The sequence below is a fragment of the uncultured Intestinimonas sp. genome, from assembly GCF_944387245.1.
Classification (GTDB): Bacteria; Bacillota; Clostridia; order Oscillospirales; family Oscillospiraceae; genus Intestinimonas.
Genome location: NZ_CALXEE010000038.1, coordinates 1 through 20,620, shown reverse-complemented (window position 1 = coordinate 20,620; position 20,620 = coordinate 1). Strand labels below are relative to the sequence as shown.

Annotated in this window: 28 protein-coding genes; 3 read left to right on the top strand and 25 right to left on the bottom strand. The window is 63.0% G+C overall.

The genetic code is table 11. The annotated features are described in order from the left end of the window. The 7 genes from Q0K15_RS06540 to Q0K15_RS06510 form a co-directional block, all read right to left on the bottom strand. A partial coding sequence (locus Q0K15_RS06540; protein ID WP_294514126.1) for a DUF6273 domain-containing protein occupies window positions 1-1,394 on the bottom strand: 1,394 nt, incomplete at its 3' end. Continuing rightward, on the bottom strand, window positions 1,394-1,969 hold the full coding sequence (locus tag Q0K15_RS06535; protein ID WP_294514123.1) for a hypothetical protein: 576 nt from the start codon (window positions 1,967-1,969) through the stop codon (window positions 1,394-1,396). The genes Q0K15_RS06535 and Q0K15_RS06540, both read right to left, overlap by 1 nt. Continuing rightward, window positions 1,966-2,502 carry a putative phage tail protein gene (locus Q0K15_RS06530; protein ID WP_294514120.1) on the bottom strand — a complete coding sequence of 179 codons (537 nt, stop codon included), beginning with the start codon at window positions 2,500-2,502 and terminating at the stop codon, window positions 1,966-1,968. The genes Q0K15_RS06535 and Q0K15_RS06530 overlap by 4 nt, the downstream gene beginning before the upstream one ends. Next, entirely contained in the window at window positions 2,499-3,590 is a 1,092-nt protein-coding gene (locus Q0K15_RS06525) for a baseplate J/gp47 family protein (RefSeq protein ID WP_294514116.1), read from the bottom strand. Before Q0K15_RS06525 ends, Q0K15_RS06530 begins: the two co-directional genes overlap by 4 nt. Next, window positions 3,583-3,999 (bottom strand): DUF2634 domain-containing protein, encoded by a 417-nt coding sequence (locus Q0K15_RS06520; protein WP_294514113.1) that lies wholly within the window; start codon window positions 3,997-3,999, stop codon window positions 3,583-3,585. Before Q0K15_RS06520 ends, Q0K15_RS06525 begins: the two co-directional genes overlap by 8 nt. Then, window positions 3,996-4,259, bottom strand: coding sequence for a hypothetical protein (locus Q0K15_RS06515; RefSeq protein ID WP_294514110.1), 264 nt, complete (start codon window positions 4,257-4,259; stop codon window positions 3,996-3,998). The genes Q0K15_RS06520 and Q0K15_RS06515 overlap by 4 nt, the downstream gene beginning before the upstream one ends. A 3-nt stretch (window positions 4,260-4,262) precedes the next feature. Continuing rightward, window positions 4,263-5,246 (bottom strand): hypothetical protein, encoded by a 984-nt coding sequence (locus tag Q0K15_RS06510; protein WP_294514107.1) that lies wholly within the window; start codon window positions 5,244-5,246, stop codon window positions 4,263-4,265. A 112-nt stretch (window positions 5,247-5,358) separates the two neighbouring features. Between Q0K15_RS06510 and Q0K15_RS06505 the strand changes: the two genes are divergently transcribed. Both Q0K15_RS06505 and Q0K15_RS06500 read left to right on the top strand, forming a co-directional pair. Further along, window positions 5,359-5,544, top strand: coding sequence for a type II toxin-antitoxin system HicA family toxin (locus tag Q0K15_RS06505; protein WP_294514105.1), 186 nt, complete (start codon window positions 5,359-5,361; stop codon window positions 5,542-5,544). Window positions 5,545-5,569: 25 nt separating this feature from the next. Then, on the top strand, window positions 5,570-5,974 hold the full coding sequence (locus tag Q0K15_RS06500; RefSeq protein ID WP_294514101.1) for a type II toxin-antitoxin system HicB family antitoxin: 405 nt from the start codon (window positions 5,570-5,572) through the stop codon (window positions 5,972-5,974). 40 nt (window positions 5,975-6,014) lie between these two features. On the opposite strand, the gene Q0K15_RS06495 is transcribed toward Q0K15_RS06500, so the two are convergent. The 7 genes from Q0K15_RS06495 to Q0K15_RS06465 all read right to left on the bottom strand — a co-directional run bounded on the left by Q0K15_RS06495 (window position 6,015) and on the right by Q0K15_RS06465 (window position 10,902). Continuing rightward, the gene (locus Q0K15_RS06495) at window positions 6,015-6,761 is read right to left on the bottom strand and encodes a LysM peptidoglycan-binding domain-containing protein (protein ID WP_294514097.1); all 747 of its coding nucleotides are present in this window, start codon (window positions 6,759-6,761) and stop codon (window positions 6,015-6,017) included. Next, window positions 6,761-8,419, bottom strand: coding sequence for a tape measure protein (locus tag Q0K15_RS06490; RefSeq protein ID WP_294514094.1), 1,659 nt, complete (start codon window positions 8,417-8,419; stop codon window positions 6,761-6,763). Before Q0K15_RS06490 ends, Q0K15_RS06495 begins: the two co-directional genes overlap by 1 nt. A gap of 446 nt (window positions 8,420-8,865) precedes the next feature. Beyond that, on the bottom strand, window positions 8,866-8,994 hold the full coding sequence (locus tag Q0K15_RS06485) for a hypothetical protein (protein ID WP_294514091.1): 129 nt from the start codon (window positions 8,992-8,994) through the stop codon (window positions 8,866-8,868). Window positions 8,995-9,014: 20 nt separating this feature from the next. Further along, the gene (locus Q0K15_RS06480; RefSeq protein WP_294514088.1) at window positions 9,015-9,428 is read right to left on the bottom strand and encodes a hypothetical protein; all 414 of its coding nucleotides are present in this window, start codon (window positions 9,426-9,428) and stop codon (window positions 9,015-9,017) included. Between the two features lie 9 nt (window positions 9,429-9,437). Beyond that, entirely contained in the window at window positions 9,438-9,878 is a 441-nt protein-coding gene (locus Q0K15_RS06475) for a phage tail tube protein (RefSeq protein ID WP_294514085.1), read from the bottom strand. Between the two features lie 18 nt (window positions 9,879-9,896). Beyond that, on the bottom strand, window positions 9,897-10,670 hold the full coding sequence (locus Q0K15_RS06470) for a phage antirepressor (RefSeq protein WP_294514082.1): 774 nt from the start codon (window positions 10,668-10,670) through the stop codon (window positions 9,897-9,899). Further along, a complete protein-coding gene (locus Q0K15_RS06465; RefSeq protein WP_294514079.1) occupies window positions 10,663-10,902 on the bottom strand; it encodes a hypothetical protein in 240 nt (79 codons plus the stop codon). The genes Q0K15_RS06470 and Q0K15_RS06465 overlap by 8 nt, the downstream gene beginning before the upstream one ends. A 384-nt stretch (window positions 10,903-11,286) precedes the next feature. On the opposite strand from Q0K15_RS06465, the gene Q0K15_RS06460 reads away from it, so the two are divergent. Next, window positions 11,287-11,478, top strand: coding sequence for a hypothetical protein (locus Q0K15_RS06460; protein WP_294514076.1), 192 nt, complete (start codon window positions 11,287-11,289; stop codon window positions 11,476-11,478). A 13-nt stretch (window positions 11,479-11,491) separates the two neighbouring features. Here Q0K15_RS06460 and Q0K15_RS06455 read toward each other — a convergent pair whose 3' ends face one another. From Q0K15_RS06455 to Q0K15_RS06405, 11 genes are all read right to left on the bottom strand, one after another. Further along, a complete protein-coding gene (locus Q0K15_RS06455) occupies window positions 11,492-12,610 on the bottom strand; it encodes a phage tail sheath C-terminal domain-containing protein (RefSeq protein ID WP_294514072.1) in 1,119 nt (372 codons plus the stop codon). Between the two features lie 4 nt (window positions 12,611-12,614). Further along, entirely contained in the window at window positions 12,615-13,082 is a 468-nt protein-coding gene (locus Q0K15_RS06450) for a hypothetical protein (RefSeq protein WP_294514069.1), read from the bottom strand. Beyond that, window positions 13,079-13,444 (bottom strand): hypothetical protein, encoded by a 366-nt coding sequence (locus Q0K15_RS06445; RefSeq protein WP_294514066.1) that lies wholly within the window; start codon window positions 13,442-13,444, stop codon window positions 13,079-13,081. Before Q0K15_RS06445 ends, Q0K15_RS06450 begins: the two co-directional genes overlap by 4 nt. Before the next feature lie 254 nt (window positions 13,445-13,698). Beyond that, window positions 13,699-14,313, bottom strand: a complete 615-nt coding sequence (locus Q0K15_RS06440; RefSeq protein ID WP_294514063.1) for a hypothetical protein — start codon at window positions 14,311-14,313, stop codon at window positions 13,699-13,701. A 3-nt stretch (window positions 14,314-14,316) separates the two neighbouring features. Beyond that, window positions 14,317-14,646, bottom strand: a complete 330-nt coding sequence (locus Q0K15_RS06435; RefSeq protein ID WP_294514060.1) for a head-tail connector protein — start codon at window positions 14,644-14,646, stop codon at window positions 14,317-14,319. Window positions 14,647-14,650: 4 nt separating this feature from the next. Further along, a complete protein-coding gene (locus Q0K15_RS06430; RefSeq protein ID WP_294514057.1) occupies window positions 14,651-15,895 on the bottom strand; it encodes a phage major capsid protein in 1,245 nt (414 codons plus the stop codon). Window positions 15,896-15,908: 13 nt separating this feature from the next. Beyond that, window positions 15,909-16,607 (bottom strand): hypothetical protein, encoded by a 699-nt coding sequence (locus Q0K15_RS06425; RefSeq protein WP_294514054.1) that lies wholly within the window; start codon window positions 16,605-16,607, stop codon window positions 15,909-15,911. Then, a complete protein-coding gene (locus tag Q0K15_RS06420; RefSeq protein WP_294514130.1) occupies window positions 16,608-17,897 on the bottom strand; it encodes a phage portal protein in 1,290 nt (429 codons plus the stop codon). 2 nt (window positions 17,898-17,899) lie between these two features. Then, a complete protein-coding gene (locus Q0K15_RS06415) occupies window positions 17,900-18,079 on the bottom strand; it encodes a hypothetical protein (RefSeq protein WP_294514051.1) in 180 nt (59 codons plus the stop codon). Window positions 18,080-18,112: 33 nt separating this feature from the next. Then, window positions 18,113-19,915, bottom strand: a complete 1,803-nt coding sequence (locus Q0K15_RS06410; protein ID WP_294514048.1) for a terminase TerL endonuclease subunit — start codon at window positions 19,913-19,915, stop codon at window positions 18,113-18,115. Between the two features lie 3 nt (window positions 19,916-19,918). After that, window positions 19,919-20,425 carry a phage terminase small subunit P27 family gene (locus Q0K15_RS06405; RefSeq protein ID WP_294514045.1) on the bottom strand — a complete coding sequence of 169 codons (507 nt, stop codon included), beginning with the start codon at window positions 20,423-20,425 and terminating at the stop codon, window positions 19,919-19,921. Window positions 20,426-20,620: the final 195 nt, after the last annotated feature.

Genomic DNA, 20,620 nt, shown 5'->3' with positions numbered 1-20,620 from the left:
ATTCTCTGCTCTTGCAGGCTGTCCACCTGCGATTGGGAAAACAGCGCTCCATTGACTGACACTGATACGCTGATTTTATTTCCGGTGTCGGTGGTGGCGAAGAAGGTCACGTCCCGGGTGAGGGTGCCCAGGCCGCCGTCCTGGCCACTGATGGACAAAGTGGATTCTGGAAGCACCTGAATTGAATTGGATGTGACCCATGCGCCTCCACCGGCAGAAAAGACGGCCTGCACCCGGTACTGGACGGAGGTCCAGGCCCCGGCGGTGTCGGTGTACTGGACGGCGGTTCCGGAGCAGACCTGTGTCCAGTCGGAGGAGGCGGTTTTGCGCTGGAGGGTGTAGCCGGTGGCCCCGGCCACGGCCGTCCAGGAGATGGCAATGGGCTCCCCCTCCACCGCCATGTTGGGGACGGTGAGGGCGGTTGCGGCGTAGACGGGGATGGAGGCGGAGGTGGTGAAATCGCTGGTGAGGCCCATGGCGTCGTAGGCTCGCACCCGGTAGCGGACCGTGCTCCCCCCGGCGGGGAGGGTGTCGGCGCAGGTGAGGGCGGGGCCGTTGTAGACCTGGGTCCACGTCCCGGCCACGCCGGTCTGCCGCTGGACCAGGTAGCCCGTCACGTCCCCGTCGGGGTCGGCGGCGGCCGCCCAGGAAAGTGTAAGGGCCGCGCCGGCCTCGGCGAAGGGGGGCACGGTGAGGGAGGCGGGGGGCGCGGGGGCCTGGTTGGGGAGGACGGTGCCGTCCTCGTCCACCCAGAGGTCGCCGTCCAGGATGAAGGCGTAGAGGAGGGCGTTCTGGGCGTAGGCCACGCGCATGGTGGAAACGGCCCCGTAAGCGCCGATGTAATAGCCTTCGATCTCGTTGGTCTGCACCATGGTGCGCAGCCACCAGGAGATGGTCTGCCCGCTGTTGCGGAAGGTGCGCCTCTCATTGGCCTCCGCCCCCAGGCCCGTCAGGAAGTAGTCCAGCTTGTCGCCGTCCCGGGGAAAGCCGGGGTTGTCGTCCTCGGTAAGGCCCACCTCCCGGCCGGAGAGGGGGAAGAAGGTGCAGGCGAAGCCGGAACTGCCGGTCCTGTCGGAGCCGTTGAGGCCGCCCCCGGCCCGGTAGGGGACGACGGCGGAGTGGAGGGCGGCCTGGATGTGGGGCTCATAGGCGCTGTACAGGTCCCCCCAGACCAGGAAATCCGCCAGCTGGGAAGTCTCAAAGACGTTGGAGCCGCCGGGGTCCCAGGCCATGAGGCCGGTGGGCGTCAGGTCGAGGACCCAGGTGCCGTCGCAGGAGTCGTCGTACCGGGCGGACGGTTTTCCCTGATGGAGGATTAGGTGGTCTTTCAGCACGCCGTTTTTCTTTATTTTGACGGTGGCACCCACCGCCAGCTGTCCGAGCTGCTGTAGCACTAATTCTCATCTCCTTCATTGTAGCTAACCTGAAATATAGCTGATACGAAAATATCATCCGGAAGTTGAGATTTTGGAACCTTACCGTTTTTATCCAGGGTAGCTACACCACCCGGCTGACCCTTTTCTTTTTTGGGGATAAATACAAGCGCCTGATCTATTTCAGCAGTAACACTGGCTGTGCTGGAAAACAGGAGCGATGTGCCAAAGACGAACTCCCGCAACTGCTCCGTTCCCGCCTGGATGCGTTCACCGGCGCCGTAGGCATTGCCATAGCACATCAGGATCTCGCCCTCGTCGGGATCGTTAGCAAGCAGTCCCAGCTCTTCAAAGGCAAAGGCGGGACGGCCCTGATTGGTGAACTGCCCCAACACAGTTGCCCGATTGCCCTGCTCGGTGATCTCACTGATCGGAATGTAGTCAAACGGCGTGACCAGGGCTGTGCGGTCCATGCTGGATCCGGAGGGCAGTGCTCCGGTCCCGATCTGCCATCTGCTGACCGGCACAGCGGCTCCCGCCGGGATTTTGGCCAGCATTGCCGCCCCTTCGCTGGTCAGTATGATTTTAGGGATCATCTGCAATCCACCTCCCAAATAATCGATTGATCTCCCTGCCGCGGAAAGCATCCGGCAAAAACAGTGCTCTCCCCCACTTGTTGGTATTTCACCTCCCACGCAAGGTGGGCGGGCTTGAGCTCATTGACGATGGCCGCCAGATCTTCCCTGTGCTCCACCTCGCCGATGGTGCCCAGATACCAGATCACAAAGCGGTAAAGGGCGGCTTCCTCCACTACCTTCACCGGATAGGGAGAAAAACTTTCCGCAATGGCGCGGATGACCTCCAGGGTAGTGGTGCCGGTGCCCTTCACCTTGGCCAGGATCTTGTCCCGCCGCCGCCCATCGCTCATCGTCCGGTCCACCGGGATGCCCCAGGCCCGCTCCCACAGCTCCAGGCCCCACCCGCTGGTGGTGGAGGGGAACAGCTGCTCCAGGGTAAAGTCCTTGTCCCGCTCGGCCCGCTCCAGCATCAGAGTCAGCACCCGCTGCAGTTCGGTATCCTCCGGAGTCTGCCGGTACAGCGCCGGCAGCAGCTGCTCAATGGGCGTCATGTCATCACCGCCTCTCCCAGCACCGGGATGCTTCCCGCCGGAATGGGAATATCCTGTGTACCGCCGTTTACCGTCAGAACGGAGAAGTTTTCCACCCCCTGGATGTTCAGCAGGATGGCCAGCACCCGGTTATAGATTAGGTTGTAGGGAAGATCTTCCCCCGGCCCGTAGTAGATCCTTCCATACTTGGCCTCGATCAGGGTCTTCAGATATTCCCTCAGCCCGGCCTCCAGCGCCCGTTTCACCTCGTCCAGGCTGGTGTCCTGGATGGTCACCGTGGCCGCCACCGTGATCTCCAGCGCCTGGGCGGCCTGCACTGTGGGCGCGGCGCCAATGGGCTTCTTGGTCATGATGTTGGCCAGTGCCGCCGCCACCATCTCGTCGGAGGCCGGGGCGTAAGTACTGTCTACCAGGGTCAGGCCCACTGTGCCGGGTCCATCGTGGAGCTCCACCACCTTTGCCTCGCCCACGCCCGCCACCTCCAGAGCCCAGCCCCGGAAGTCCCAGCCATTCCCGCTGGTGCGAGGCCGCTGCCGTGCTTCTTCGATCCGCTCGTACAGCTGCTCTCCGCTCTCCCGGTCTGTTCCTCCCGAGGCTTCCTGATTGATGTAGCCGGTAAGGCCGGAAATGTTGACCCACATGCCGCTGATCGTCCCGGAAAGAATGTTGTAAGCAGCCCCAACCTCCATGGCCTCCAGCTGACACACCGCCCGGCCGTCCGTCCCAATGGTTACGGTGGAAAGGATCTGGAACCTCAGTCCGGTGGCGGTTAAAAAGATGGTGCCGGCCGGCACCACCGTCCCCGCCTTTCCGGTCAGATCCATGGCGCACCTGGCCTTTGTCCCCTCCCGCCGGGTCAGGTTGTGGTAGTCCCGGCCCACCAGGTCCAGAAAGCGGCCGCTGGTGGGATCCACAAACAGCATGGACAGCACCGCCGGCAAAGCCTTGTAAAGCTCGCTCACCCGCTGGGCCGCCGGGCCGATCACGGCGTCAGCAAAGCTCCCCGCCATAGACGAAAGCCCCGTGGCCGGGTTGATCTCCGCCAGGGCCTCCTTTTTGATCTGTTCCGTGGTGCGATCTTCAAACATTCAGCCGCTCCTTTCCGTATACGCTCTCAAATTCCACCTCCAGGTGGAGGGTGGAATCCTCAAAGGCCACCTCTTTCACCGTTACCGACGTAATGTAGGGGGACACCATCAGGGCCTCGCTCGCATACCGGGTGGCCTCGCTGCGCTTGGTTTCGGCCAGATAGGGCTGTCCCACCAGCGTCCGCAGTTCGCAGCCATAGCTCCAGGTGAAGATGGGCCAACGGTACCGCTCGGTTGCAATGGCCCGCCAGGCCCAGCTTTTCACCGCCTCCAGTCCGGTGACGATCACCGGGTTGCCGCTCTCCCACCGGGGCTCCCCCTTGTCGTAATCCATGGCCACGTCGGTGTAGAGGGGCAGCGCTGTGGACTGGGCAGCCACCGAGGCAGAAAACATGGGGAATAATGTCATATGGCCACCACCTTGCAAAGGATGTAATAGGTCTGTCCGTCCAGGGACAGGACCACCACCTGGGCCCCTTCCTTAAGCTCCGTCAGCGCCTCATTGATTTTGATGGAGTCCTGCTCAATGAGCAGGCCATTGGCTTGGAGCCGCAGGGGCTGGACCTGCAAAATTTCCCCAAGCATCACGGGAGCGGCCGGGGCAACGCTCCGGGCCACGGTTCCCATGGCGGCCGCGATTCGTCCCGCGCTCTGCTCAAATGGGTCCATCTGTTACACCTCGCTTCCCGCCGCGCTGTCGTCCGCCAGATTGCGGAAATTCAGCTTGGCCTTGGTGAAATACTGCTTGTTCTTCCAGGTGTGGGTATCCTGCTCGATCCAAAAAAGGCCGCTCACTCTGCTTCCTGTGTCACGGAGTTTGACCGCGTTGCCGGAGATCAGCCGGGCGTCTCCCAGGGTCTCCACGGTCAGATTCTGCTGCAAACCGTGATCCTCCAGCCAGGCCTGGGCCTCGGCCCCGGCGTCCTCGTCCCCACGCTGGGTGATGGTGTGCTCCAGCCGCCCGTTCAGGCCAATGGACGCAGCATCCTGTGTCCGGCGTACCAGCGCCCCGGTATCGGTGTAGATGGCCACGCTGTTTTGCAGCTTGCTGATATCCCAGGTGTTGGTCACTCCCATGGTGGACTGGATCTCCACTGTGGCGCTGCCGGGCTTCTCCACCACCTCCAGAGCCCCTTCCCCGGTAAACCGCACCAGAAAGCGCTTGCCCGTCTGTTCTCCCGCAAGGGCGTACATGGTGCGAATGATCTTGTCCAGGGCCACGCCCGGGAACTTGCGGCTCACTGTGGCCCCGCCCTGGGCCAGAGCTGCCGTCGGGATGCCGAAATCTCCGCACACGGCGGCCGTCGCCTGCTCCGGAGCGGCTTCCTGGAACTGATACCAGCCCTCATTGCCCACCAGAAAACGCCCGTTGTCCAGGGCGGACAGATCGACCACAGAGGACTGTGTCGTTGTGGTGGCCGACAGCAGCGGCCCGGTAAACAGAGGCAGGCCCTTTACCCGAAAAACCAGATAGGCCCCCTCCTCCAACCGTGGCGGCTCCACGCTGCCGTCTCTGGGCACGGCAATAGAGACAGACAGGGCTCTGGCCGTCTCGGCATCTGAGCCGCTCCAGGTGACGCTCTGCACCAGCTGCGCCAGATCCCGGGGCGCTCCCCCACCCGGAGGAGTCAGCAGAAGCTCATAGGCAAGGTCCATATCTGTCTCCTTTCCGTGTCCAGGTTGGACACAATTTTCTTTTTGTACGGACGATTTTCCTTGACTTTTATGCGCATTATACGTATAATATAAAGAAGAAGGGGGGGACACAATGAGGCCAAGTGACGTCGAAAAAATCATTGTAGCGGCCGGATGGGTTTACAAAACCACCAAAGGTGGACACAAACATTTTATCCATCCCACAAAGCCCGGAAAGGTCACCATACCTCAACATCCGGGCGACACGATCGATAAGTTCTTATGTAATCGAATTCTCAAACAGGCGGGGCTGAAATAAGCCCCGCCAGGAAGGAGCTCTATATATGAAACTTGTATACCCAGCCTGTTTTTACCAGGACCCAGAAACCGGAAACTATACTGTGGAGGTTCCCGATCTTCCTGGATGTGTGTCTGGTGGGCCAACTCTGGCCGATGCCGTTTTGATGGGTCAGGATGCAGCCAGTGGCTGGGTGCTCGATGAATTGGAGGACGGAAAGGCTGCTCCATGCGCCAGCCCCCTTTCCGCCGTACGCCCGGATGAGGGTGGATTTGTCAGTCTTTTGACCTTAGATATGGACACATATGCCGAAAAATATGGCAGCAAAGCCGTCCGGAAAAATCTTACCATCCCCGCCTGGCTCAACACATTTGCGGAACAGCAGCACATCAATTTTTCTCAGGTGCTCACCGACGCCCTGACTGCTCTTTATCAGTCCACGGCACAGTGATCCTCCCTCCGCCGCCCCATCTGGGGCGGCGTTTTTTTGCTCACAGGGTCAGATTCCAGGTCCCCGTCGCCGGATCCCAGCCGCTCTTTGTCTCGGCGGCCAGGGCCGTGCTGGGGCTGTCCGCTGCGGCCCCAGGCAGACTATCCCTGGGCGGTATGATCAGGACCTGGCCGGGGTAGATCAGGTTTGGGTTCGGGATCTGTTCGCTGTTGGCTCCGGCCAGGCGCTGATACTCGCGCCCGGTCCCGTAGTACTTCTGGGTGATCCCCCACAGGGTATCCCCCTTCTGCACCGTATAGGTGCGCGCCTGGGAAGCGCCCGTCCCGTCATCCCGACCGGTCTGGGCGCCCCCGCCCGACACGGCCAGCACCGGCACTTCCGGCTTGCGGTACTGCATCATGCGGATGGTAACATACAGGTCGTTTGTGCCGTCCTGCTCTCCCTGATCGACGCTCTCGATCAGCACTGGGGCGTTGACCGGTGTTCCTGACACCAGAAACCGCACCACCGCCCCCGCGTCGCTCCACCGCTCTAGTTGCTCCAGATAGACATAGGGATTTGCCACCGCACCGGGGTTGCAGAAGGAATAGAGCCGGGCGGGCAGCAGCACCTTGTCCAGGGTGCAGCTGCCCATCATAGCCCCGCCGGGCAGATTGATCTCCCCGATCTGGTCCAGCTGAATGGTCTCCACCCGGTTTGGGTGGCTCCAGGTATAGCCCGGCGGCGTTACCGGGAGCACCAGCTCCCGCCCCGTCTTTTCCTCCAGAAAGCTTATCAGCCGTCTCATCACAGCACCCCCGCCGCCATGTGCAGCTCGATTTGGTCGGCCAGTCGCTGGGCGATCTCTTCGGCGCTCACCCCGGCTCCAAAGCTGTTGCCGGTAATGGTGATCTGGATGGGCGCTTTCTGCCCCCGGTCCTGCTCCCTGGCCTCCCGGGCCGTCAGCACCCGTTCTCCCTCGTGGAGCAGCGCTGCATAGCCGTCGTAGGGCACCCGGTCCAGACCAGCCGCATGGGGTGTGTAGACCGCGTCCGTGTTGCTTGCCTGGACCCAGTCCTGGTAAGAGGAGGCGATGGCGCTGCCCCCATCATCGGACACGGCCATCTGCCCCTTGCCCAGCTCCTGACTGGTCCGGTAGTCCCGCCCCCAGGCGGCAGACCCCAGGGCAGCTGTATTGTCCCGGATGGCCGCGATAAGGTCCAGCTCCACGTCCTGAAGGCTCTGCGCCATGTCGCTGGCGTCATAGGCGTTGTCAGCCATGGCCTGGGCCTCTTCCTTCAGCGCCTCGATCTCACCGGCGATGATGGCCTTGTCCTCCTCGCTGGCGGTCTGGTACTGCTCCACCAGGTCGGTGTATTGGCCGTGCATCTCCTGAAGCGCTGCGGCCTGCTCCTCGCCGTAGACCGTGGTGTCCGTCCCCAGGGTCAGCGCAGACAGGGCCTCCCGGCTGTACTGCCGGTCCAGGTTTTCTGCGATGGCCTTGCCCTCGCCGATGATCTCGTTGGCTGTGGATAGCGCCTCTCCCAGCTCGCCCCCATAGGCGTCGATATCCGCCTGGAGGCCCTCCTTGGCCTTCTCGTTGTAGCCCTCACCGGTAGCATTGTCGATCTCCGTCATGGCATCGGAGAGCGTGGAGGTGAGCCCATCGAAGGTCTCCGCCATCAGGGCCATAGAGCCTGCATAAGGCCCATTGGAATCAGAGAGGGCGGCCTGGATAATGCTGACTGCCTCCCGGCCCCCAATGTCTCCAGAGGAGATCATGCTACGGATATCGCCCTCGTTTTTGCCATAAGCCTCTGCAAGCATTCCGATCACATCCACGCCCCGGTCCTGGAACATATTGATCTCACCCAGTTGGGCCAGGTCTGTGGACTGCATCCGGCTCAGAGCTGTGGCCATCCACTGCATGTCCGACGTGGACGCGCCCACGGTGGCACCGGCATCTCCAATGGCGGTCATCAGCTCCAGCATCCGCTCTGGGTCCGAACCGAACCCCGTAGCCAGATTCCGGCCCATAGCGGTGAGATCGGCATATTCAAAGGGTGTCCTGGCCGCAGTCTCCCTCAGGCCGGTCAGAAACTCATCCCCCTGCCCATACAGCAGCTTATCAAAGGCGATGGCGTCCAGCTCCCTTTGGGCCGCCGTCTCCGTGCCCGCTGTGAGGCTGGACTCCGTGGCCTGTGAGGCGGTCTCATAGAGGCCGCCATAGTAACCCATGAAGGCCTGATCCCGGCTCTGGTAGGACTGCGCCGCCCCGCCGGCCAGGCCCAGGGCGCCGCCGATGGCGGCGCCGATGGCTGTGCCCACCGGCCCCCCGAGCAGCGTACCAAGCGAGGCCCCCGACGCCGCACCGGAAAGTGCCCCGGAAAAGAGTCCGCCCACCTCCCCGCCAAAGGAGGACCCAACGATCACATCCGCCCACTGGCTGGCAACATTTCCGGCCATGGCAAAGATGCCAGCCTGGCCCAATGCCGAGAGGACATCAGAGCGTCCTGCCCGGTTTTCTGCTTTGCTGGATGCTATGGTCGCATTTAGCAGATCCTTTTCTGTCTCCTTCGCCTGTCTGCTTACCGCTGCTAACTGACGTCGGATATTATCATACTTTTCTGTTGCGTCTCGCAGATTTTGTTCCGCAGCTAATTTTTTATCTGCATCTTCGGCGGAATCACCCAGACGATTGAACTCTTTCTGTGCATCTTTCAATTCTTGTTTTGCCCTTTTAAGGTCAAAGTTCTTCAATTGAAACTTTGCGCTGTCAAGTGCATCCAGCGTTTTTTGGAGTCCGACCACATCCTGCTTAAATGAATTGACTGAGTTTTTCATACCGACAATGGACTGACTAAAATTATCTGTTACAGAGAAGACAACACTGGCATCCGTACTCTTCGCCATCAGATCTCACCGTCCTTCCTGCGCTTGTGGTCAATGAGCAGCGCGCAGACCGCCGCACGCTCTCCCGGGGGACGCCGCAGGAAGTCCCCCGGGAAAATGCCGTGGTCCAGCAGCAGCCGCTGGGCCACGGCCAGGTCGGCGCGCCCGGTCAGTTTTTTTCCAGGTCCTCCACAGCGGCAGAGATGGCCGCCGCCTGCATGGTTTCAGGGTCTACCGGCACCACGCTGCCCACGGCATAGCCGTGGAGCTGGTCAATGGCCCGGCATATCTTCTCCACCTCGCCCTTGCGCAGCAGCTTCTTCAGGGCGTCCACCGGCGTGGCACAGCCCTTTTTGTCATGGTACCACGCTTTGTCCCTCATCTCGGGGTGATTGGTCACGGCCGCCAGGATGAGATGGAGCTGGGCCTCCGGCTCCCGGGCCAGTTTGATGAGCTTGTCATAGGGCAGTTCCCGCAGCTCCAGCACGATGTTCAGCCGGGGCAGCTCCACCGCCGTGGTCTCCGGCTCAAACTCCGGCAGATCCAGCAGGCTGTCAATCACGGATTTCTCTTTTTTTGCCATAGCTCCTCCTTATGCCGGGGTAATCTGGTCCAGAAACTCATAGCGGCTGAAGGTAAAGGGGGTCGTCACCTTTCCCACCGTTGCCGCCTGCCAATCCGCCAGGGTCAGGTCGTCAAAGCTGACATTATAGGCGGCCACCCGCTCTGCTCCCCAGCTGTCCGGGTCCTTCAGCTTGGAGATCACCGTAAACCGGCGGTCCACGCCGTCCTGGATGCCGCTCTGCTTCTGGGCAAAACCGGAGTCCACCTTGTAGAGTGTCAGACTGCCTGTACCGCTGCCACTGGTGGCCTTGGTATCGGTCATAAACTGGCCGCACAGGTTGATGGTCTCCTTGTTCTTGCTCACCTTCAGCTGGCAGGCGGTGCACTCGGCGATCTTCTCGCCGTCCACCCACACCTCGCCGAAGGTGCCGTTAATAACCCGCTTTGCAGTATCGATACTTGTTGCCATACAAATCTTCCCTTCTGTTTAGAATTCCGCCGGATTTCGGTCCATCACGGCCAGAATGTCCCGCCGGCCCAGGATCTCATGGATCAGCAGCCGGCCCTTCTGTGTCCATTTGGTGATGAGCCGGGTGTCCGGCCTGCCGTCCGACCGGACGATGGGGATGGTCTCCGACTTGGTATACCCCTTCCCCATGTGCTGCCGGTACAAGATCCATTGCCCGTTGACACAGTGCTGCAGGCCCTCCTCGTGGAGGATCTTGTTGAGCTGCTTGGCGCTCATGTCGTAGTCGGCGGCGATCTGGGTGGTGGCCATTGTGCCGGGGCTGCTGAGGATGGTGTCCACATACTGCCGCACCGGCTCAAATTCCGCGATGGCCTGCCGTTGCTGCTCGTTCTCCGCCCGCAGGGCCAGCTTCTCCTCCTCCACCGCCACCAGCGCCCGCAGGGCCGACAGGTAGTCCTTTGGGAGCTGGTAACCGCCGGTCCGGCGGATGGAGGGCAGCACCTCGGCCGTCACCCACCGCCGGAACTTCTTCGCCCCCGGCAGCTTGCTGGACAGCACCAGGGAGTAAAGGCCGCTCTCGTTGATGATGGTCATTTCCTGACTTCCGCCAAGGGTGTCACATTTCGTTACCCCCTTGTCCTCTTCATCTACATGGTCAGCCAATGCCTTGCGTGGATTGCTGTACCCCAGCGCCCGGGCCACATCCTTCCCCACCAGCCAGGGCTCCCCGTCCACCTCCACGGTGCGGATCTCCCCAAACTCCGGGTTATTGAAGATCATCAGCTCATTCATGCTGTTTTCCTCCTTTCCCATGCCAGTCGATCCTGGACAGGGACTTGATTTGTGTATCCACCAGGTCGCGTACGACCATAAAGCTGTGAGCCAGAACATCCACAGATACGACGCCGTCTCTCTCGTTCACACACCCCAGCGCATGGCACAGATCGGATACCCGCTCCAGCTCAAAGGAGACTTCGTCCACCACCAGAAACGGGCAGGTCTCCAGACTTGTTTCTCTGTTCATAGTGAACCTCCCTTGCTTTTCCGCCGCCTGCCGTGCTATAATGGCCCCGGAGGCAAGTTTTTGGGTGGGGCCGGGTCTCCCCCGGCCCCGTGGCCTTTACTTCGGCCAGGCGCTTACCAGCGCCGCGTGGAGGGTATCAAAGGCTCTGCCCTTGTACCACCACTTGCCATCGCGGTGTGCCATCTTCTTACCTCCTCTCTGCCCCGGTCTCGACCACCGGGGCTTTTATTTGTCTCGGGGTTTCCCCCTTGACAATGTTAGTATATCATATGTGTACACATATTTCTATACGACATACTTCACAAATATGCGTACACATTTTTAGCTATTTTATATGTGTACACATTTTCCGATCCGTGGTACACTAACTTGGGAGGTGTTATCATGGCCTATGACGAAAAGGCTTACGAGGCTTCTAAAAAGTACAAGGAGAAGAACATTAAGCGTGTCCCGCTTGATATGCAGTTGGCAGACTATGAAGCGTTACGGGCGGCGGCAGACCATGCCGGAGAAAAAGTCAACCAGTATATTAAAACTTCAATCAAACAGCGCATGGAACGGGAGGCCGGGGAGTGATCCCCGGCTCTTTTTATGCCGCCAGGGTAGCCGCCGCGTGGAAGATCACCTGGAAGTCCTCCATGGCGTCCACCAGTCGGCCGCCGCACTTGATAAAGACCCAGCTCCCGGTCTGGTACTCCTTGAGCTGCTGCTCAGTGAGGTCGGCGGTCTCCACACCCTGGGCCTTGAGCCACCGCTCCTGGGCCTCCACGTCGATCTCCGTCCAGCTCTCCCCGGGATTGAGCACCCCGGCGCTCTCCAGGTACGTGAAATACTCCCGGATGGCGGTGAGCAGCAGGCACTTGTTGTCATAAGTGTTCGGAAAACGGCCGATATATTGTCCCTGGATAGTGGTGCGGAGGTAGTATGTAATCAAATCAAGCCCTTCGCAAATTTTTATCTTGCTCCAATCGGCGTTTCCGGTGGGCGGGATGGTGGTCAGGGAGTTGACCCCCCGGGCAATCTTAGCCACCTGGCCGTCGTGGATCAGGATAAGGTTGCCTTCGTTGATGGCCGTCTTCTGTTCCGTCTCATTCCGGGGCGTCACCGCCGTCAGCTCCTCCAGGGGGGCGTAGGTGCAGGACATGCCCATGGGGATACCCGCCAGCACCCCGGCGATCCGGCTGGCATACTGGGCCGCCGTGTAGGTGGTCTTCCCCGCCGCGATAGCGCCGTCGGTCTCCTTGAAGGAGATGATACCCATGTCGTCGGGAGGGGCGGTGGGGTTGGCCTCCACCAGCTTCTCGGTGAAGTAGTCCTTCCTCCGCTCCTTTACCCAGGTTTCCAGCAGGGTCTTTTCCGCCTCCGTCACATCCGGAGGCGGAGCGATGTAGTCCAGACTCTGGTTCTCGATGAGCTTCAGACCGGCTTCCAGGGCCGTGGTGTCCTCGGTGCCGGTGGCGATGACCACCGCCACCACCTTGCTGGGCTGGCCCCGGTCGGTGCCGGTGAAGGCCCGGGCCAGATAGGACTGGTTGTCCGCCCCCAGCTCCGACGGGATCAGCGCCGCGCTGGTGAGCTGGTGGACCCCCTGGGCCTCGGCGTCCCGCACAAAGACGCCCACGTAGCCCTTCTTGCTCCGGTTGACCGTCGCCTGGGCGGCCTTCTGGAAAGTGATGGTCAGGCTGGGCAGCCCGATCGTCGTTGCCATAAGATCACTCCCTTGTTGAGATATTGAGTTCATAGTGCTCCATGAGGGGCACATCACTGGGCGGGATGTCCGGGTCGGTGTAGGCCGGGCGCCCGTCCATCCAGGAGGCGGAGAAGGTCACATAGGCCTCCCCAGGCCCCGGAGAGGGCGCCCCTACGGTCAGGATCACGCTCCGGTCCCCCACCTTGATGGCCGGACCGCCGAAAGCGCCCAGGACGGCCAGCTGGTCGGCCCGCAGCTCCTCCGTGCTCTCCGCCGAGTAGGCGTCAGTGGCAGCGTAGAGGGTGAGCTCCGCCTCAAAGGTCCACTGGACCAGGAAGAGGTTGGCGTCCTCATAGCCGGCGTTGGTCACATAGAGAAAGCCGGAGGGACGCTTGTGGTCTGCCGGGCAGAAGTCCCGGTAGAGCATCCGGTCCGGCCACAGCTTGGCGATCCGGGCCGCAATGGCCTCCATCAAGTCCTGATAGGTCACAGCCGTCCCTCCAGTCCATCTGTGATGAGCGTCATCAGGGCGTCCACGTCCTCCTGGCTCATGCCGGCCAGCTGCCGGCGCACCGCGTCATAGCTCCACCGCCCCGATACCGCCGCCACCTTGATCCGGGGGCTGTATCCCTTCCCGCCCTGGGGCTTGCGGATCTTGTGTCCGCCCTCAAAGGCGTTGGTGATGTAGCCAACCGCATACCGCGTGCCGCCTTTCGTCGTCTGGTAGGTGTTGGCCTTGGCCCGGACGGCTACATAACCGCCCCTGTCTCCCATATGGGGTGCCTGCCAGCCGGCCACCTTCCCGGTGCCGCCAATCTCGCTGCGGACCCGCCGAAGCAACTCACTTCCCATTTTCTCAAGCGTTGCCTGCTTCATCTGCGGAAATTCCCGCAATAATTTATCCCAGCTTGCTAAGAGCCGATCTAAACCGGCGGTATTGACCTCAGCCCACACCTGAGATTTATCCGAAGTGGTTACAGGAGTTCGAGTCTTTTGTCCCGAACTCTTTGTTGCCACTTTGGTTCCGGCCTGTCTAGCCACATTGTCCCAATATAGAAACGCTTGATATGCCCTCGATTGCAGATAATCAGACATGGTTCACCGCCTTACACGTCTCCGGAAAACATAATCTCATACTCGTTTCTATACGCATCCAGCACATGGCAGACAGTTACATGATACCTGCCCTTGGCCGGCCCCTCCTGGACGGCCACCAGGTCCCCGGCTTTCAAGGCGATGGGCTTGGAGGTCACCAGGACATAACTGGTCTCGTTCTCCGCGTGGGTCTCCTCCCGCTCATACCTGGCGTATTTCTCCGTCAGCACGCCGGGGAAGGTTACGCGCATGGTCTCCCCCGTCACCGGACGGGCATTCTCCCCCACCGTGTCCTCCGTGCGGGTGGCTGTGCAGGGCACCGGCTCCACCACCGCCGCGTCCACATCCAAGTGCCCCCGCCCCCGGTCCATGATGGAGGTGAGGAAGAGGTGCTGCTCCCCCAGGCGCAGGGCGTTGTGGAGGGTGAGAGACAGCCGCCGGATCACGATGGCGGCATCCCTTGCCCCCACGCCCACCTGGGAAAAGAGGTTGCTCTTGGCCTGGAAGGTGATGTTGGCCCAGGCCCGACGGATGGATACCCACTCCCACACCCCGGAAGTCGTCTCCCGGAGCTCCAGGACCTGGACGGGCTTGTCCAGCTTCCCGGCGTCGATATGCTCCGCCACAGGTCATCCCTCCTCAGCTGTGTCCAACTTGGACACAGGCTCGGTCAGCTTCAGCTGGTTGATGAGCCGCCGGAAGGCGGGGTTGTCCGCCACAATGGTACCCGTGATGGTCACGTCCCGGCGATCATAACCATCCAACACCAGATAGTTGACGCACAGGTCATATTGGGCAGCCCTGGGGGTACCGGAGGCAGGCGGGGAGATCCCCGCCCCCTCCATGTATCCCACCGCCGCGTCGTAGAGCCCCTCCAGGGTGAGGAGTTCCTCATCTGTGGGCTCCGTAATCCGGCAATAGGCCAGCAGCCTGGCCCGCCGCTCCTCGGTCAGAGCCATGGGCTCAGCCGTTGGCGGGCAGGGTGGCCACCACGAAGCCCTTGTCCACGATGAGGTTGCCGCCCACCATGGCGTCGCCCAGGATGGTGAGCATACGCTCCACCGCTTTGACGGACTCGTCCACCCGGACCGTGTAAGCGCCGAAGAGGCCCAGCTCGTAGTTCATGGGGTCGCCGTACACCATGGTCTGGATGGCGGAAGAACCCTTTTCGGAGGCGGAGAGGGCGGTGAGCTTGGAGGAGATGGAATAAGGCACAATGGTGCCGCCCTCCCGGATGGTGCCGGTGTTGGGGTTGGCGGCGTCGGGCACGATGTCGAAGAGCCGCCGCTTCTCGTTGGTGCCCCGCAGCTTGCCCAGGGCCAGCAGGTCCTTCTTGTTGAGGTAGAGCCGGCAGTTGCCGCCCAGCTCCTCGTCGCCGCCGTAGGCGAACATCAGCTCGGTCAGCAGGTCGGGGCCGACCTCCTCCACATCCAGGTTGGCATAGATGGGGCTGCCCGCCATGTTCTTGGCGGTCTTGACGCCGAACATGTCATTGGTGGCCTGGCCGTCGCCGTTGAAGATCATCCCCACCGTGCTCCGACGCATGGACTTCATGGCCATGGCGAAGATCTTGGCGTAGTAGTTGGCGGGGGTGAGCCGGGAGATGTTCCGGTCCACATAGCTGGTGGTGGTCAGCTCATAGGGGGCGATCTTGGCCACGCCCAGCTGGGGATCGTCGGAGGCGACTCGGGCTGTGCCGGCGGCGGTGGTCACCTTAGCCCCCTTGGCGTCGGGCTCGGAGATCACATAGGGCTCCAGATAGGCGGACATGCCGGTGAGATCCTGCACATACACCTGGTCGATGATGGCGCCCACGCCGTAGCCCAGGGCGTCCCGGATGTCGGTGCCGGCGCCGGTGGGCTGTGCCAGGGTTCCGGTGGCCAGGGTCACGGACTTCTCGGTATGCTTGGGGACAAAGAGTGCCTTGGCCACCTCCAGGGGAGAGAAGGTCACCTCGTGGCCCTTCATGAGCTCATTGCCCCGCTCCTCCGCCTTGTCCTTCTCCTCGGCGGGGTCGGCGGCCTTCTCCAGGAACTTCCGGTCCTGCTCCCGGACCAGGTCCTCCACGTCCTTGATCTCCTCGTTCATCTTGGTCACCTTGGCCATCTCGGCGCGGTACTCCTCCCGCTTGCCCTCCTTCAGCAGGGCCTCGGCCCCCTCCAGCAGGGCGGTGCGCTGGGTCTTCAGGTCGATCAGCTTGCGTCTCATTGTGTTCCCTCCATTAAAATCTGTTTTTCTCCAGCTCCAGCAGGGCCTTGTCCCGCCAGTCCTGGCTATCTGCACCGGGCACTCTGCCCGGTGGGGGATCTTCCGGGCCATCCGGCCCGCCGTAGCGCTTGACCACCCCGGCTGCCGGCTGGGCCGGCACCGGCAGCATGGACACCTCATAGGCGTCGGTGGCGCCGTCCAGCTCGATGTAGCAGAGCTTGCCATCGTACTCGCAGCCCTTGACGTGCTCGCACCAGGCGGTGGCCCGGTCCGTGCCGCAGATGGAGCAGACGGCCCGCTCCCCCGCTACCCCCACGCTGCACTCCCGCAGGAGGCCCGTCTCGATGGCGGCGATGGTGTCGCCGTTACCCTGGAGCCGGGGCATATAGCACCGCAGCACCAGCTGCTGTCCGCCCTCCACGCCGGGCATCTCCTCCACCCCGGCGGCGTACACCCGTGCGGTCTGGCTGCCGGCGCTCCACTTGTGGTCCAGCAGCACCGGACGGCCCACGAAGAGCTTGGCCAGGGTCTCCAGCGTGCGCTCGGTGAATCGCTCCAGGTCCCGGTCCACCTGATTGTTGCAGGCCGCCAGGCGGAAGGTATAGACCTCCTCCGCCGCCAGCGCCCGCAGGGCCTGGGCGCTGATGAGGGCCAGGTCTTCCTCGGTGGCCTCGGCCTTCAGGAGCCGGGCCGCTTTCATGATCTGTTCCATTCACGTCTCCTCTCCCGGGACGGTCTGCGCCCCGGCTCGTTTCCGGCTCAGCTCCGGCCAGTCCTCCAGGGGCACATAGTTGAGGGAGGCCTTCCGGGCGTCCCCGCCGGGCACGTCGGGCCGGTCCTCCAGCTCCTCGATGTCGTTGACGGAAAACACGCCGATCTCGTTCATGGCCTTGTACCAGTCCTTCCGGGCCGAAGTGTCGCCCCGGAGCTCCGCCATCATGTTGATGCGGATCTCCAGCCCGGCGTCCACCTGGCTCTGGGTCAGCAGCTTCCAGGTCCGCTCCTCCTCGTACTGGGTCACATTGGGGTGGAGGGTGCCCACCACGTACTCGATGGCGTTCTGCTCGTTGGAGCCGTAGGCCTGCTTGCCCTCCTGGAGCTTGTAGAGGGGCACTCCGAAGTAGCGGGCGATGTCCCGGACCGAGACCTCCCGGCTCTCGATGAACTGGGCATCCTGGTTGCTCACCGACAGGGGCTTGTATTCCAGTCCGAAGTCCAGAATGGCCACCCGGTGGCTGTTGCTGGGACCGGCGTGGATTTTCTCCCACTCACTCCGCAGCTGGTCCTTCCGGGTGATCCAGGTGCCGTCCGGCCGTTTCAGCGGCTTCCCATTCGGGTCCTTGGCGTAGCCGCCCAGGTCGCTCTCGGTGCGGAGGACGCCGGAGGGCTGGCCGCCGTTTTCGTAGTAGGAGCGCTCATACTGCTGGGCCGCCAGGCTGGAGGCGATGACCTCGCTGGCCCGACGGAGAACGCCCACGCCCTTCAGCCCGTCCCGGGAGGCGGCCTTGTAGTGGCAGATGTCCTCCTGGGGCAGCCGCATGGGCTCCCCCGTCCAGGGGTGGGTCACCGTGTACCACACCCGGCCGCTCAGATCCCGCCAGGGCTCCACCAGCTCTCCGGGCACAGGGATCAGCTCCGTGATGCGCCCGGTGCGGGGGTCCCGCAAGATCCACTCGTAGCCGTTGCCGGTGACCAGGCGGCTGGTCTCCACCACCTTCTTGGCCACAAAGGGACTCATGGCCTCGTTGGGCCGCACGTTGAGGAGCCGCAGCAGAGGCAGGTCCACCCGTTGCCGGGTCTTACTGTCCATGATGTAGGAGGGCAGCTTGCCCATGGAGTCGCTGAGGATCTCGATGCACCGGTCCACCGCCGAGAGCTTCCGGGCCAGGCTCTCCCCTGCCTCGGTGCCGCTCACGGGATAGCCGGCGGCCACCAGCCCATCCGCCGTCACCGCCTTGCTGACGGTGGGCGACCTGGCCAGCGCCCGGATGCCCTGGGTCATACTCACGGCTCTTCCCTCCTTCCCATGGCGCTGAGCACCGCACCGGCCATCGCCAGGACTCCGCCGGCGATGAGGCCGGCCGGCAGATAGATCAGTCCCGCCCCCACCGCCACCGCTGCGGCGCCCGCCACCAGCACCAGATCGGCGCTCATGCGGCCCAGCTTCTTCTTCCATAGCTTCATCCGACTCCTCCTTCCGTGTCCGACTTGGACACCCTATAGGCTGAAGCCCGGCCGCTCCATGGCCGCCGCCAGATCCGGCTTGGCCGCCTCCTTGACCATGGCCGTGGCCATGGCGATGATCCAGGCCACGGTAATGTCGATGCGGCCGGTGCTGCGGTTCTTCATGGGCTTCATGTTCTCGTTGCCGTCCACCGCACAGCGGACGTTCCCGAAGTTCCACCGGGCGCAGGTATTGTGCTCGTGGAGCATCTGGTGGGCCCGGATGAGGACCTCCAGCTTCTTGGTGGCGGGAGACATGCCCAGCATGGTCTGGGAGATCTCCAGCACCTCGATGCCTCCTTGCATGAGCCGCTGGGACAGCGTCCAGGACATGGCCGGGTCCAGGCCCAGAGTGATGAGGTCGAAGACTTCCGCCGCCTCCCGGATGACCTCCTCCACCCTGCTGTAATCCACGATGTCCCCCTCGCACAGCTCCAGGAACCCTGCCCGGGCCCAGTCCCGGTAGGGGACGTGGTCCCGCTGCTCGGCCTCCTCCACCCCGTCCTCCGGCCGCCAGGACCAGAAGAGGGCCACCCAGGTCTCCAGCCCGGGCTGGGGCGGAAAGAGGAGCACGAAGGCAGTGAGGTCGGTGCTCTTGGAGAGGTCCAGCCCGCCGTAGCACTGCTTGCCCCGCAGCCAGTCCCGGACGGCCTGCCGGCGTGCCGGGGCGCTCAGCCCCGCCCACTCCGGGCGGTTGAACTGGGTCTTGTCGTACAGCGTGAGAGGCACCCAGCCCACCGCTTTCACGCTGATCCACTGATTGAGCCGGAGCCAGCGGAAGAGCTTCTCCGCCGCCTGGCTCCGCTTGGCCGCCTGGGCCTCCAGCCGCAGGGTCCGCAGGGTCAGGTGCTTCCCCAGGGAGGGGTTGCACAGGCGCCACAGAGACTCGTCCCAGATATCCACCTGCTCCAGGGCCTCCGGGTCGTCCCCGTAGAGAGCGATGAGGCCGTAGAGGATGGGCAGCCAGTTGGACTCATCCCGAGCCAGCAGGGCCTCCTGGGCCTGCTCCAGCTCCTCCGGGGCTGCCCGGCGCAGGGAGAGCACCTGCCGGGGATCGCCGCCCTGGGCCAGGATCTGCCGCAGCTGCCGGGCGTCCCGGATGGCCACCGCCCGCTCGTGGATCTCCCAGCCGATGCTCTTCCGGTCCGGATCGTCTCCGGCGGTGGTGAGCACGATCCATACCGGCTGTGTGTGGGCAGCGCCGGCGGCGCCGGTCATCACGTCCCACAGGGCCCGGTTGGGCTGGGCGTGGAGCTCGTCGAAGATGACGCAGCTGGGCTTGTAGCCGTGCTTGGAAAAAGCCTCGGCGGACAGCACCGCCATCAGTCCCACAGTCACCCAGCGGGTGCCGCCATTCTCTGCCCGGCGCTGCTGCCGGTATTCGATCTGCTTCTTGGACTTGGTGATCTTCAGTTCGCCCCGGGCGATCATCTTGGCCGTCCAGTGGGCAGTCTCCAGCATGAACACCGCCGCCCGGAACACGATACTGGCGTTGTCCCGGTCCGCCGCGCACAGGTAGACCTCGGCGTTGAGTTCGCCGTCCCCGAACAGGTGGTAGAGTCCCAGGGCGGCGGCCAGCTCGCTCTTGCCGTTCTTCTTGGGGATCTCCAGATAGAGATACTGGTACTGCCGCAGCAGCTCCCCGCTCTCCCCGTCCGGCTCCAGGGTGGAGTAGAACTCCATCAGGGCGTCGCGCTGCCAGTCGTAAAGCTGGAAGGGCTGCCCCGTGTCGGTGGTGGGCAGGCGCTCCACAAAGTCGCAGACGAACTGCCCGGCCGCCCGGTCCAGCACTGCCATGGGCTACTCCCCCATGGCCCTGGCCTGCCGGGCCCGCAGGGCGCGGGTGAACTCGTCCGTCTCGTCCACCTCTCGGGCTGCGTTGGCCACCACCTCCGGCACCACCAGCCGGCAGCGGGAGGAGATGGACAGGCCCATGACCTCGGCGCACTGGCGGCATTGCTTGAAATAGGAGGCCTGGACGCCGGTCCACTCCTTGGCCAGCTTCTCGTCCTTGTCCCGGATGGCTGCCGAGGCCAGCTTATCTGCCCGGAGCCAGCGGTCCCGGGCCACCAGGAACTGTCCCAGCACATCCCGGTCCAGTTCGGTGTAGAGTCCGGCCTGGCGGAGGATCTCGCCGATCTCGGCAAACTCCTGATGGAACTTCTTCAGCAGCCACCGGGGCGGCTGGGCCTTATCCGGTGGCGGCACATGGACCTCCCGGTCCCGGCGCTCGTCCTCCTCCGCCTGGGACAGGTGTTTGCGCCCGTTGGCCTTCACCAGGTCGGTGGGCTGTCTCGGTCCCGGCATAGAATCCACTCCTTTCACGCGGCCATGGGGAAAATCTCTCACACGGAGGGGGCCGCACGGTCTTGCGCGGTCTCCTCCCAAACATTTCCAGTATTGGGGGAAGGGTCCGGCAAGCCGGAGGCTTGCTGCGCCTGCGTGCGGGCGCGGCCAGAGCGCGGGCGGGCGCCCGAGCGTTCCGCCGCTTCGTTGTTCCCT

Bases quoted from the DNA above. Each gene is read 5' to 3' on its own strand.
- Q0K15_RS06535 (WP_294514123.1), bottom strand. From the start codon at position 1,969: ATGATCCCTAAAATCATACTGACCAGCGAAGGGGCGGCAATGCTGGCC.
- Q0K15_RS06530 (WP_294514120.1), bottom strand. From the start codon at position 2,502: ATGACGCCCATTGAGCAGCTGCTGCCGGCGCTGTACCGGCAGACTCCG.
- Q0K15_RS06525 (WP_294514116.1), bottom strand. From the start codon at position 3,590: ATGTTTGAAGATCGCACCACGGAACAGATCAAAAAGGAGGCCCTGGCG.
- Q0K15_RS06520 (WP_294514113.1), bottom strand. From the start codon at position 3,999: ATGACATTATTCCCCATGTTTTCTGCCTCGGTGGCTGCCCAGTCCACA.
- Q0K15_RS06515 (WP_294514110.1), bottom strand. From the start codon at position 4,259: ATGGACCCATTTGAGCAGAGCGCGGGACGAATCGCGGCCGCCATGGGA.
- Q0K15_RS06510 (WP_294514107.1), bottom strand. From the start codon at position 5,246: ATGGACCTTGCCTATGAGCTTCTGCTGACTCCTCCGGGTGGGGGAGCG.
- Q0K15_RS06505 (WP_294514105.1), top strand. From the start codon at position 5,359: ATGAGGCCAAGTGACGTCGAAAAAATCATTGTAGCGGCCGGATGGGTT.
- Q0K15_RS06500 (WP_294514101.1), top strand. From the start codon at position 5,570: ATGAAACTTGTATACCCAGCCTGTTTTTACCAGGACCCAGAAACCGGA.
- Q0K15_RS06495 (WP_294514097.1), bottom strand. From the start codon at position 6,761: ATGAGACGGCTGATAAGCTTTCTGGAGGAAAAGACGGGGCGGGAGCTG.
- Q0K15_RS06490 (WP_294514094.1), bottom strand. From the start codon at position 8,419: ATGGCCGGAAATGTTGCCAGCCAGTGGGCGGATGTGATCGTTGGGTCC.
- Q0K15_RS06480 (WP_294514088.1), bottom strand. From the start codon at position 9,428: ATGGCAAAAAAAGAGAAATCCGTGATTGACAGCCTGCTGGATCTGCCG.
- Q0K15_RS06475 (WP_294514085.1), bottom strand. From the start codon at position 9,878: ATGGCAACAAGTATCGATACTGCAAAGCGGGTTATTAACGGCACCTTC.
- Q0K15_RS06470 (WP_294514082.1), bottom strand. From the start codon at position 10,670: ATGAATGAGCTGATGATCTTCAATAACCCGGAGTTTGGGGAGATCCGC.
- Q0K15_RS06465 (WP_294514079.1), bottom strand. From the start codon at position 10,902: ATGAACAGAGAAACAAGTCTGGAGACCTGCCCGTTTCTGGTGGTGGAC.
- Q0K15_RS06460 (WP_294514076.1), top strand. From the start codon at position 11,287: ATGGCCTATGACGAAAAGGCTTACGAGGCTTCTAAAAAGTACAAGGAG.
- Q0K15_RS06455 (WP_294514072.1), bottom strand. From the start codon at position 12,610: ATGGCAACGACGATCGGGCTGCCCAGCCTGACCATCACTTTCCAGAAG.
- Q0K15_RS06445 (WP_294514066.1), bottom strand. From the start codon at position 13,444: ATGGGAAGTGAGTTGCTTCGGCGGGTCCGCAGCGAGATTGGCGGCACC.
- Q0K15_RS06435 (WP_294514060.1), bottom strand. From the start codon at position 14,646: ATGGCTCTGACCGAGGAGCGGCGGGCCAGGCTGCTGGCCTATTGCCGG.
- Q0K15_RS06430 (WP_294514057.1), bottom strand. From the start codon at position 15,895: ATGAGACGCAAGCTGATCGACCTGAAGACCCAGCGCACCGCCCTGCTG.
- Q0K15_RS06425 (WP_294514054.1), bottom strand. From the start codon at position 16,607: ATGGAACAGATCATGAAAGCGGCCCGGCTCCTGAAGGCCGAGGCCACC.
- Q0K15_RS06420 (WP_294514130.1), bottom strand. From the start codon at position 17,897: ATGACCCAGGGCATCCGGGCGCTGGCCAGGTCGCCCACCGTCAGCAAG.
- Q0K15_RS06415 (WP_294514051.1), bottom strand. From the start codon at position 18,079: ATGAAGCTATGGAAGAAGAAGCTGGGCCGCATGAGCGCCGATCTGGTG.
- Q0K15_RS06410 (WP_294514048.1), bottom strand. From the start codon at position 19,915: ATGGCAGTGCTGGACCGGGCGGCCGGGCAGTTCGTCTGCGACTTTGTG.
- Q0K15_RS06405 (WP_294514045.1), bottom strand. From the start codon at position 20,425: ATGCCGGGACCGAGACAGCCCACCGACCTGGTGAAGGCCAACGGGCGC.